The organism is Chryseobacterium taiwanense (assembly GCF_000813825.1).
Lineage (GTDB): Bacteria > Bacteroidota > Bacteroidia > Flavobacteriales > Weeksellaceae > Chryseobacterium > Chryseobacterium taiwanense.
Map to the genome: position 1 here is coordinate 1 of NZ_JWTA01000016.1, position 12,106 is coordinate 12,106.

The 12,106-nt window shown below is 34.0% G+C and carries 8 protein-coding genes; 4 read left to right on the forward strand and 4 right to left on the reverse strand.

Translation table 11 applies throughout. The features are described from left to right. Window positions 1-10 precede the first annotated feature (10 nt). On the forward strand, window positions 11-172 hold the full coding sequence (locus RM51_RS19315) for an SH3 domain-containing protein (RefSeq protein ID WP_084111183.1): 162 nt from the start codon (window positions 11-13) through the stop codon (window positions 170-172). A 22-nt stretch (window positions 173-194) separates the two neighbouring features. Beyond that, the gene (locus RM51_RS16325) at window positions 195-773 is read left to right on the forward strand and encodes a hypothetical protein (protein WP_131667088.1); all 579 of its coding nucleotides are present in this window, start codon (window positions 195-197) and stop codon (window positions 771-773) included. 75 nt (window positions 774-848) lie between these two features. Here RM51_RS16325 and RM51_RS16330 read toward each other — a convergent pair whose 3' ends face one another. Further along, complete coding sequence (locus RM51_RS16330; protein WP_039372121.1) at window positions 849-2,519, reverse strand: LVIVD repeat-containing protein; 1,671 nt, start codon at window positions 2,517-2,519, stop codon at window positions 849-851. 591 nt (window positions 2,520-3,110) lie between these two features. Between RM51_RS16330 and RM51_RS16335 the strand changes: the two genes are divergently transcribed. Beyond that, a complete protein-coding gene (locus tag RM51_RS16335) occupies window positions 3,111-5,354 on the forward strand; it encodes a GAF domain-containing protein (RefSeq protein WP_228375827.1) in 2,244 nt (747 codons plus the stop codon). Here the strand turns inward: RM51_RS16335 and RM51_RS16340 are convergent. Together RM51_RS16340 and RM51_RS16345 are read right to left on the reverse strand one after the other, a co-directional pair. After that, complete coding sequence (locus RM51_RS16340) at window positions 5,351-6,265, reverse strand: bestrophin family protein (protein ID WP_039372125.1); 915 nt, start codon at window positions 6,263-6,265, stop codon at window positions 5,351-5,353. The genes RM51_RS16335 and RM51_RS16340 overlap by 4 nt on opposite strands. Window positions 6,266-6,286: 21 nt before the next feature. After that, window positions 6,287-7,453 (reverse strand): Pycsar system effector family protein, encoded by a 1,167-nt coding sequence (locus RM51_RS16345; RefSeq protein WP_039372127.1) that lies wholly within the window; start codon window positions 7,451-7,453, stop codon window positions 6,287-6,289. A 26-nt stretch (window positions 7,454-7,479) separates the two neighbouring features. Here RM51_RS16345 and RM51_RS16350 point away from each other — a divergent pair, with 26 nt between their 5' ends. Next, the gene (locus RM51_RS16350; RefSeq protein WP_039372130.1) at window positions 7,480-11,193 is read left to right on the forward strand and encodes a metallophosphoesterase; all 3,714 of its coding nucleotides are present in this window, start codon (window positions 7,480-7,482) and stop codon (window positions 11,191-11,193) included. 40 nt (window positions 11,194-11,233) lie between these two features. Here the strand turns inward: RM51_RS16350 and RM51_RS16355 are convergent, their stop codons facing one another. Further along, window positions 11,234-12,106, reverse strand: coding sequence for a hypothetical protein (locus tag RM51_RS16355; protein ID WP_039372132.1), 873 nt, complete (start codon window positions 12,104-12,106; stop codon window positions 11,234-11,236).

The following is a 12,106-nucleotide window of genomic DNA, read 5'->3' on the forward strand; positions in this document are numbered from 1 at the left end:
TCAAAAATAGTTGCAAGTTCATCTCAGAAAGGATAAGAATACCTCATCTGAAGTTGTAGAAAAAATAAATTCAGGAGAACAAATCGAAGTTTTAGATAATTCGGGAGATTGGTGGCTTGTGAAAACAAAGAATGGTAAACAAGGCTATGTTCATAAAAGTAGAATCAAATAATCAATACAATTAAATAATTTTAGTGCAAAAAATATCAAGTTCTATCCTTTTGATCGCACTATCATTTTTTTCCTGTCAAAAGAATGATAGCCAAAATGTAATCAAAAAAGTATCGGACAAAAATGATACATTAAAAAAACATAAAAGTCAGATAATAGAGAAAGTACTTCAAAAAAGTGATCATGAAATTAATTCAGTAGTCCAGAACAAAAAATATTCTGCCGAAGGAACATGGATGGTAGACTGTAAAAAAGGAGTTGGTAGCTTATCTATTAGTGGTAAAGAGGCATCTTTAATCCTTCTATACAATCAAATCTATATTGATATGTCTGAACTTAAAAGATATGATTATGAAAAAGGTATCGCTTATACGCTAAAAGAAATTCCAGAAGACATAGGTGAAATCGGTAGAGGATTGAACTGGAAAGAATACATGAATAATGAACCAATTGCCTATATCAAAATGATTAACGACAATACCATGTATTTCTATTGGTATGGATTTTATAATAAGAAAACAAAGAAAAGAGAATTCAAAGAAACCAATTTTCAGCAGGAAAGCAATGCAGAAGAAATCATTCTAAGAAAATGCAATCAATAAAAATACTATTTATAAGCCTTTTAAAAATAAAAAAGCCACCTGAAGAGGTGGCTTTTTTATAATGAAAAATGATAATTACAACTTATGGTTCACATCATTATAAGTTCCCGTAATCGTAGAAGTTCCGTTTTTAGTAACCGTTCCATTAATTGTGATTGAAGAACTGCTTCCTACAAATTCAATTTTAGAACCTTGATTGATGGTTAGATTTCCTAGGATCGTTACATTTCCTTGTATCTTCCAGTTAGCATTACTGTTTAAAATCATATGTCCGTAAACTGTAAGATCTCCTTTAAGATTTAAAAGTGCTCCGCTATTGATGTTTAGAGAATTCCATGGATTACTTTGCATTCCCTGGTATAATTTACCATACATATTAAAAGTAGCATTGCTGTTGATATTTACCCCTTGAGACGCTGTAAGCGCACCACACCATGTCAACGTTTGGTTTACATTAATTCCCTGTAAGCTTTTCGTTCCTGAATATTCAAGAATCTGACCTGAATTTACATTCAACCAGTCGCTACCGTTATACACAGGATATGCTGTACAATCTATTGTTCCGTTAGTAGGTGCTACTGTTTTAATAATTTTTAATCCTCCTGCTCCTGTGGCAACAAAAATATATTCTCCTCTACTTACAACAAAATTTGAAGAACCGCTTAAATCAAGAGATCCCATTAATTTAAGATCCGCATTATCCGGTTGATATACATAAAGACCAGCACCACCATTTGCTACAAAAACACGATTTTCATTTACCGAAACCGCATTGCTTACAACATCAGACGGATCTACTCCTGTAAGATTGGTTGGAAGAGCAAGTTTTTGAAGTTTTGCCCCGGAAGTTAAATTATAAACACCGACTCCATTATACCCTTCTGAAACCAGCAATTTACCATCTATAAAGTCGATCGTTCTCTTAGCATCAACAACATCCGTAGAAGTTGCAAAAGAAGTAATCAAGTTAAGACCATTCGCATCATATACTTTCACCCCTTCCGTACCACTAAGAACAACAATTTTATTATTGTTGTATCCTAATGCTCTTAAATCATTAAGAGAAATAGAAAATTCTACCTGCTGATTATTTTTATTCAATTGCGCTAATACTCCGGTTGCTCCGGTAACTGCATAATATTTAGTACCATTAGACGCTACATCAGTCCCTACCTTCCCTGTTAAGAAAGTCTCCTGAAAAGCATTCCCCAACATTCCGCCATTAAGAGTCATACTCCCAACAAAAGCAGGAGAAGAAGCTCCGGAAGCATAAATATCTTTTGCACCCGCAATATATAATTTTCCGTCATCATAACGTACCGAGCTTACATCCGTATTAGGCAAAATAGCCTGCATCACCAATTGCGGTGCGTTAGGATTGCTAATGTTAATCACTTCAACCGCTCCTAGATAAGTTTCTCCTTCCGTATTATATGAAACATAAGCGTAATTTCCTTCCAACGCAACATGAGTCGCACGAAGCTTTTTACCATTATATTCAGGAGGAGCAACCTCAGCAACTAAAACTAAAGGAAAATTACCTGCCAATGATGTTTTACCACCAGTACTCGGTTTCATATCAATTACACCTGAATTGGCAAAACTGATTCTTTTACTTAATGACTGTGCATCAGTATTCAAAATAAGACCTTTTTCAGGATCATTTTGTAGATCTGCCTCATCATTTCTACACGAAACGGCTACTAATAGAGATGCTGCAGCAAAATAAGATAGTATTCTCTTCATAATATAATGTGATTTATTATTGTAATATTATAGATTACTCTTTGTTAAAAAATCTTAAAACAAAGTCTTTTTCTCAAAATCCGCGCAAAGATACAATTAGATATCATGTGAAAAAAAACTTTAACATTTAATTTTATACACATACAATAATTTATTTGATTTTATTTAAAATTCGACAATACACTAAAGATGATTAAAAAAACAAATAAAATCTATAAAACAACCATTAAAAAAGAGTTTAAAAATATAAAACCCAAATAAAACAGCTAAAAAAAACTTTTACACAATTAATAAATTTACATTAAATAATTATTAAAATCATAAAAATAAATATCAAAAATAAATTAAAATTTTTCTTTAATTTCTCCATTACAATTATTACAACCATAATTATTTTCGGTTTTACTTATTTTTATAAAATATAATTCCCAATAGTTTTCAATATCTCCTAAATCTCACATTTCTCTTCGTCTAAGTTCCCCAGAAAACCTATTTTTTTCATAACTTTACTCTAAATTTCAGTTGTTGGCAGACCTTTATAAAAAAGACGCTCCTTTTCAGGTTTATATATCGTTCAAAAAATATTTGGACGTGTTAGAACATATCCGTTATAATGACAGATTAGAGTACCGTGCAAATTATGCAGAGTCGTTGATCGAAAAAACCAACAATTTTCAGGAATTAAAAAACGGCTTTCAGGATGTGTCTTTATTAGATAAATATGAAGATATTATAAGGCTTTTACTTGCCGACCTCTTCCCTACCGGATTAACAAATAATGAAATAAAGGCAGCAAGTATTCCGCTTTCAAATGTTACGTTCAATTATACAGAACGCTTTAAAAACATTTTGAAAGATGCCGGAAAAGACTTTGAAATTGAGCTCAGAAATATTAATGATGATGAGTTCTATGTGTTCTGCTCATGTCTTATCCTGCAAACCTATTTCAAAAGAGATATCAAAAGCAGCCTTCCATTTTATTATGATATTCCCAATAAACAGGGAATCATGAAGCATTATAAAATTACAGTAAATTCAGATTTTTCGGAAGTTTTTCCTACTGAGGATGCTTTAATTCCTTCAGAAGCTGTGATAGACATGCTTTTAGAAAATTTGGATGATATTGCATTATGGAAAAAGTACTTCCCTTCAAAATCATGGATATTGAGCGGATTTACCATTATTTCTTTAGTAGACTGTACTTCTGAAGTAGCCTTATCGGATCTCAAATCTACCATGATTAAAATTGATCCGGAAAACCTGATTCCCGATGAGAATTTAAAAGAAATTTTTAAATCTTATTTCGATGTTTCGGAGCTTAATTTTGGCTTGATGCTTTTCAACAAAAAGGAAAAGAGACTGGAAAAAGTTCCTATTTATGAGAATGTTTTCACCAATCATATTCTTGATTTCTGGATCAACACTTTTGATCAGGAAGTGAGAGAAAGTACTTTTACGAACTTAAGCCACAACTCGAAACCCGTGGTTGTTTCAAATGTTGATCATTTGGATGAAGAAATAAAAAAACTTCCTTCATTTAATATTTTAAAAGATAATAACATCAACAGTTTCATGGTAATTCCTATCATGAAAGATAATGAACTTCTTGCTATTATGGAGTTTACTTCTCCTTTAGCTAATAGTTTTAACGGATTGAAACTGAAAAAGCTTGAGTTTTTTGCCGATATGATTCTTTTTTCTTTGAGCCGATTTAATTTTGAAAGAAATAATCAGATTGAGGCAATCATCCAAAGAGAATACACCACCATTCACGACAGTGTTGTCTGGAAATTCAGAAGTGAAGCCGAAAAATATTACAATGCATTCTTAGGGAGAAAGATGTACACGCTGAAACAGATTTCGTTTAAAAACTTGACTCCTCTGTTTAGTTTTTCTGATATCCGTTCTTCTTCTGAAAAGCGTTATAAACTCATGCTTGAAGACTTGAATGAACAGATAGAAAGCCTTCACGATCTTTTTTCTATGATCAATTCAGATTCGGAGAAATATTTACTGGCATTGGATATTTTTGAAAATGAATTGAATAATGACATCAAAGCAGATACAGAACAACGTTTTCAAAGGCTTTTAAGGGACGAAATTCACCCTTTTTTACAAGGAAAACTCGAAATAAAGAGTACGAAAGAAATAAAATCTAAGATCAAAGAATATTTCTCGAAAGTACTCAGTCAAAACCATCTTTTTTATAGCCACAGAAAAAGTCTGGATGAATCGATTACTTTGGTAAACCGAAAACTGGCAGATATTTTAGATGAAAGCCAAGTCAAGGCACAACAAATCTTTCCCCATTACTATGAAAGATTTAAATCTGACGGAGTTGAGCACAATCTGTTTATAGGCAGTACAATCGCTCCAGAATTGCATTATACCTCAAAAGTAGTTCACCGGTTAAGATATTGGCAATTAAAAACAGTTTGTAAAGTGGAACAAGAATTCCAGGTTTTCAAGCCGAACCTGCCGGTTGCTTTAGATATTGCTTCTTTAATATTTGTATACAATGAAAAAATAGACATCCGTTTCCGAATGGATGAAAAACGTTTTGATATAGATGGGGCTTACAATTCTTATTACGAGATCATCAAAAAACGTCTGGACAAGGCTCATATAAAAGATTCTTCGGAAAGAATTACCTGTCCCGGAAAAGTAACGATCGTCTATTTCGGAATGGAAAATCAAAAAGAATATCTGGAATACATCAATAAATTGCAGTCTAAAAATATTCTGCAACATGATATCGAATTCTTAAAAGTAGAAGATCTACAAGGAATTACCGGACTTTTAGCTTTAAGAGTTTCTCTTGTAATACAGGATTAATCAATAAAATAAGAATCAGATTTTTGAAGTTCCCCTTGTGGAATTTCTGCCTGCTCAAAAATAGAAAACTCAATTGTTCTGCAAATGCTGTTCAGGGCAAGATCATTTTCCTCTTCTCCAAAAGGTTCTGCAATTTCCTGGATAATCGCATCTAATGCAATAAAGGTATAACTGATTAAACCAACGATCAAAGGCATCATCCAGCCCAACGTATCCACCAATCCGAAAGGCAGCCAGAAACAATAAAAATAAACAGTACGATGCAATAAAACGCTATACGCAAAAGGTAACGGTGTATTATAAATCCTTTCGCAGCCTCCCGAAATACTCGAGAATTGATTTAATTGATGATCAAGCTGAGTCAAAACAATGGTATCAATATTTCCTTTTCGGTTCTGCTCTTTGCTCCAATCTGCAATAAATCCTAAAATAATATTGGGAATGAATTTTTTACCGTTTAATTTATCCATTTGCTCCGGAGAAAGCAATCTCTCCAAATGCTCTGTTCCGGATTTATTTCTTAACTGATAATTCAATGACCAACAAAAGGCGGAAATAAGTTTTACGATTTTCTGTTTTTCTTCATTTTGAGGACCATCTATCAACGATAAAATCTGACGGGTTAAAGATCTCGTTTCAATTACCAATAATCCCCAAAGTTTTCTTCCTTCCCAATAACGGTCATAGCTCGCCGTATTGCAAAATCCCATGAAAATTGCCAAAGCAAGACCTATTAACGTAAAAATCGTAGGATTGAGATGAACTTTGTAATCAAATATCTTTCCTTTGAAAAAATAAATAGCCAAAGAAAACAACGTAATGGTAAGAAGTTGAACAATAATTTTCTTTAATACGGATCCTCTCCATATAAAAAGCATTTTCAGCCAATTGGTACGCTGTCTTACAATCATTATTTATCTAAGTTTTACAATTTACAGAGTAAGGAAAGCATATCCGAAAGACAATACGGAAATGATGATTCCGGCCATAAAGATTTTATACGTGACAGACAAAAGCCTGTATTTTCTGTCAAGCACTTTTCCTAAATAATACAAATCTTTCACCATCGAATCATAAATATAATCGCGGTCTTTAATCAGAATATTCATAGCACTTTGATAATCATCGAAAATCATGCTGTTAAAATTTCCGAAGAATAAAAGATTTACTTTTCTATCGGCAACATCTTGCATCGTAAACCTTGCTTTTGTCACATTCGGTTTTGTTGATAAAATTGCAAATATGATCGTTAAAACAGCCGATAACAAAAGGATAAAACTCGGAATAATCAAATGAGAATTTTTCGGAGTATCCAGTTTTGGAACCAGTACGGAAAGACAAACTGAAATGATAATCGCATTTACAGACAGTAAAATATTGGCTTTGCTGTCTGCAATATCACTCAATCTTGTATGATTACTCAAAGTGACTCTGAATAATGTATCTACACTTCTGTCAGATTTAGGCTCTTTTTCTTTTTTATTTTCTGAAGATTCTTTTTTAGTATCTTCTTTATCCAATTTCTTTTCGATTTTTTTTATGTTTTTTTCCTTCAAAGGCTGCCAGTTTTGTTTTGCATATTCCGTATAGAATTTATGCTTATTCTTAAGCATATCTAGGTTTCCAGCATTCCATTCATCATTAGAGAAACATCTTACATTGGTAAGCTCCCACTCTTTTCTTAATGCATCTGAAATATCACTATAGTCATGACTTGCAAAATGGCTACAATCCGAATCTTTTACAATCTGTTCCAGCAGATTCTGAGGTTCATACGTAATTTTAGTTGCTAAAATAAGCTTGGTAATATCCTCAATATAATCATCGGGATAATTTTCTTTTTTCAAAAACTCCTGCATGATCTCTACTCCTTTTTCCTCATGATTGTTGGCACACTCTATGTAGCCTGTATCATGAAACCAAAGAGCAAGCAATACCTTCTCCTGATCTTCCTTGGAAACCGGTGTATGCTTCAAGATTTCTTCAGCCTTGTTTACTGTATAAGTAGTATGAATAAAATTATGATAAAAATATACCGAAGATAACTTATCTTTGAATAAGATTTCGACATAATCTTTGGCTTTTTGTAAAATGCTCATCACTGAAATTTTGTTATTGTAAATTTATGAATTTATCCTTGAAAACTCATCTAAAAAATACGTCTGTTGTCCTAAGAACCGTATTGTCTGCCGGAGTTCTCTATTCCTGCGCAACATATAACGTAAAAAAGGGTAAAAACTTATCTGAAATACAACATTCTGACATCAATACAGAAAATGATTTCAAAATTTTTCTGGTAGGTGATGCTGGAAATGCAGATGAACCACAATCTCAGCAGACATTGGATTTTCTAAAAACCAAGCTCGACTCTGCCGATAAAAACTCTATGCTGATCTTTTTAGGAGATAATATCTACCCGAACGGAATGCCTAAAGAATCGGACGACAGCTATACTTTAGCAAAACAAAAACTGGAGAATCAGCTGAATATTACCAAGAATTTCAAAGGAAAAACATTAGTAATTCCCGGAAATCATGATTGGTACAGTGGCTTAGACGGACTGAAAGCACAGGAAGAGCTTGTGAAGAATTATTTTAATGACAAAAAAGCTTTTCTTCCGAAAAACTCATGCGCCATTGATGATATCAGTTTAACAAAAGATATTAAATTAATCATCATCGACTCAGAATGGGTATTGGCAAACTGGGATAATTATCCCGGAATTAATAAAAATTGTGATATCAAAACCCGCGAAGACCTCTTCGTTGAATTCAAAGACTTAGTCAATAAAAATCAGGACAAAAGAATTATTGTCGCACTCCATCACCCTGTTATCAGCAGTGGAACCCACGCAGGGTATAATTCAGCGGCATCTCATCTTTTCCCTGTACAAAGTAAAATTCCTCTTCCCGGAGTTGCCAGTATTATCAATATTTTGAGAAGCTCTTCCGGAGCCAATCCTGCAGATATTAATAACCAACATTATGCTGATCTTGCCAATCGGTTAAAAAGTATCGTTCAGGATAAAGAAAATATTATTTTTGTTTCCGGACATGATCATAATCTTCAATATCATGAAGAGAGAAATATCCGACAGATCATCAGTGGAGCAGGTTCAAAAACTGATCCTTCAACAATCGGATCAAAAACAGATTTTTCCTACGGCGGAAGCGGTTTTGCCGTTTTAAATATCCGAAAAGACCAGAGCTCTGATGTTGAATATTTTTCAACAAAAGATAATACTATTGCCAAACTTGCGCATGTTCAGGTGATTGAAAAACCTAAAGAGTTCATCAACAATTATCCGAATTCATTTCCTGCTACTGTCACTTCTACCATCTACCCTAAGAAATTAACGGAAAAAGGACCTATTTACAGATGGCTTTGGGGAGAACATTACAGAAAGTATTACGGAATGCCAATTGAAGCTCCTACCGCAAATATTTCTACCCTTGACGGCGGTTATACACCCTTCCGTGAAGGAGGAGGAAATCAGTCGAACAGTTTGCGCCTGAAAGCAGAAGACGGGCAGGAATTTGTTATGAGAGGCGTTAAAAAAAGCGCTGTCCGCTTTCTAAACAATATGGCTTTCAAAAAAAGTACTTTCGGAAATGAGCTTAACAATACTTTCCCAGATAAGTTTTTATTGGATTTTTATACAACCAACCATCCTTTCACGCCCTTTTCAGTAGGAAGTATGGCTGAAAAACTGAATATTCCACACACTAATCCAAGATTATATTATATTCCTAAACAACAGGCATTAGGCGAGTATAATAAATCGTATGGCGATGAAATGTACATGATTGAGGAACGTTTTTCTGCGGATCCTAAAACTTTGGCTTCATTGGACAATGCAAAAGATATCCTTTCTACAGACGATGTTCTTAAAAATTTAAATAAAAGCTATAAATATTCAATCGATAAAGAGTCTTACATCCGCGCAAGGATTTTTGACATTCTTATTGGTGACTGGGACAGACATTCCGATCAATGGAAATGGGCAGAATATGAAGATGGTGACAAAGTCATTTACAAACCTATTCCTCGAGACAGGGATCAGGCTTTCAGTAAATATGATGGCGCCGCTTTCAAGATCATTATGAATATTCCGGCAATCCGTCACATGACAACCTTTAAAGGGGATATTAAAAATGTGAAATGGATGAATATGGAACCTTATCCATTAGATTTAATCTTTTTAAAAGGAGCTACTCAAGAAGACTGGATTGCGCAGGCAAAATATATTCAGGAACATCTTACTGATAAAAATATTGATGAGGCATTTACCAACCTTCCGAAAGAAGTACAGGATGAAACCATTACAGGAATACAGCAACATTTAAAAACCCGAAAGACAAAACTGCAGCATTATGCGGCTCAATATTATGACGTATTGCAGGAAAAAATTTCGTTAGCCGGAACTGTAAACCCTGATAAATTTGTCATTACCAAAACAGGAAATTCGGTACACGTACAACAGTATAAATTAGATAAAAACAAAGAAAATCCAGAGCTTTTTTTTGAAAAAACGTATGATGACTCCAAAACCAAAGAACTTTGGGTATATGGATTGGAAGATGATGATATTTACGAAGTTTCAGGAGATGGCCATCCAAAAATGAACATTAGATTGATTGGAGGCTACAATCACGACACCTACAATATTGCTAACGGAAGCAAAGTAAAAATCTATGATTTTAAATCACAGAAAAACACATACAATGGCGGAGGAACAAAAAATATTTCGGATGATTATGATATCAATACCTACAATTATAAACACCCTAAATATAATTTCTTAGCAGGATATCCTAATGCAGATTACAATCCTGATGACGGAGTAATCATTGGTGCATTGGTAAATTATACGGTCAATAATTTTATTCGTGATCCATACACTCAAAAGCACAGCTTAAGAGCTAATTTCTATACAGCTACGGCTGGATTTAACCTTGCCTATAAAGGGATATTCAAAAAAGCAATCTATGGATGGGATTTTAATATTGATGCATTATACACCACTCCCCGCTTCTCTGAAAACTTTTTCGGATTATCAAATGAAAGTCCATATGACAAAGAAACTACAGAAAGAGAATACAACAGAGCCCGAATTTCTAAATTCAGCTTTGCTCCGTCTATTTCTAAAAAAAGCTGGATGAACCTGCAACATCAGTTTCAGCTTACTTTTGAGAACAATAAAGTACAAAGAAAAGGCAACCGTTTTGTAGATGATTCTCAAGATGTAAACCAAAGCGTTTTCAACAGCCAGCAATTTGCAGGAGTGAATTATACATTTAGTTATAAAAATTTAGATAACGCAGCCTTTCCAACTTTAGGTTTGGAATTCCTTATCAACGCTGATTGGAAAACCAACCTTACTGATACCAAAAGAAACTTCCTGACACTAAACGGAACCCTTGCTATCGATCACCGATTGGACAAAAGAGGAAATTTCGTTTTTGCCAACTCCAGTAATGTAATGTGGATCAACAATAGTAATTTTGAATTTTACCAAGCAGCAAGTATTGGTGGAAACAACGGAATGAGAGCTTTCAGAAATGACCGATTTTCAGGAAAATCTTACTTCACCAATAACTCGGAAGTCCGTTGGGATTTCGGAAGGGTAAGAAACCCTATTATTCCTGCCAATATGGGAATTTTAGTAGGCTATGATATCGGTAGAGTCTGGAATGCCAATGAAGATTCTAATAAATGGCATCAGTCTATCGGAGGTGGATTTTGGATGAGTGTTGTGGAAACATTCTCTGCAAGGCTTAACTATTTCACAGGATCAGATGGAGGAAGAATTTCTGCAGGCGTAGGAATGACCTTTTAAACATAAAAAATCCGCAGATAACTTCTGCGGATTTTATTTTTTATTTCAAATCAAAACGATACACATTTCCTCCTGTATCCTTATCTTTTTCATCAGCTATCAGCAGTGTTTTATCATCAAGGAAAACAACAGCTTCCTTTTGAGAGTTATGATTCAAAGAAATTTTCTGGATTTTAGCCGTATTAAAATCATTTGCTGTAAATCCGGAAAGCACATGAATATTTTTATGGTTTAACAATACAATTTTATCTTTTGTACTGTTGATCGCCGCAGAAGTTATCGCTGCATCACTGTACTTACCTTGCAGCTTTAACCTCCCTATTAATTTCGCTTCAAAGTCACCCTCTTTATTAGGAATCTGGAAAACTAAGAAAGTCCCGTCAAAACCTTTGCTTCTGTTCTTGGTGAATAGATAAAAATTCCCGTCCATTTCTACGAAAGCTTCACAATCATATAGCCAGTCAGATTTTTTCGGTGGAAATTCAGTCTGTCCTTCATAATGGAATTTTGTCGTCTGGATTACCTTTGTAGTTACCTGAGAAGGAGCTTTCAGATCCAATTTCAAAATGGAAAGATTCTGTCTGTTATTATCATTATTTCCAAAATCTCCTAAATAAATATTTCCCTGAGCATCTTTTGTAATATCTTCCCAATCGTTATTGTCAGCATTTTCTACCTGAACATCTTTCACAAGCTTTCCCTGCATATCCAATCCATAGACCACATTTTTGTTCCCTTGATCTTCTATTGCCCAAATTGTTTTTTTATCCTGGGATAAAGCAATTCCCGAAACTTCTTTCAGCTTTTTAGGCAGCGAAAATTCTACTTTCAACTCATCCGTCTTCGGTGAATCCTGAGCTTTTGGATTACAGCTCCACAACAAAAATGCCGATAAAACAACAATACGTAACAT

Bases quoted from the DNA above. Each gene is read 5' to 3' on its own strand.
- RM51_RS16345 (WP_039372127.1), bottom strand. From the start codon at position 7,453: ATGAGCATTTTACAAAAAGCCAAAGATTATGTCGAAATCTTATTCAAA.
- RM51_RS16330 (WP_039372121.1), bottom strand. From the start codon at position 2,519: ATGAAGAGAATACTATCTTATTTTGCTGCAGCATCTCTATTAGTAGCC.
- RM51_RS16355 (WP_039372132.1), bottom strand. From the start codon at position 12,106: ATGTTACGTATTGTTGTTTTATCGGCATTTTTGTTGTGGAGCTGTAAT.
- RM51_RS16350 (WP_039372130.1), top strand. From the start codon at position 7,480: ATGAATTTATCCTTGAAAACTCATCTAAAAAATACGTCTGTTGTCCTA.
- RM51_RS16340 (WP_039372125.1), bottom strand. From the start codon at position 6,265: ATGATTGTAAGACAGCGTACCAATTGGCTGAAAATGCTTTTTATATGG.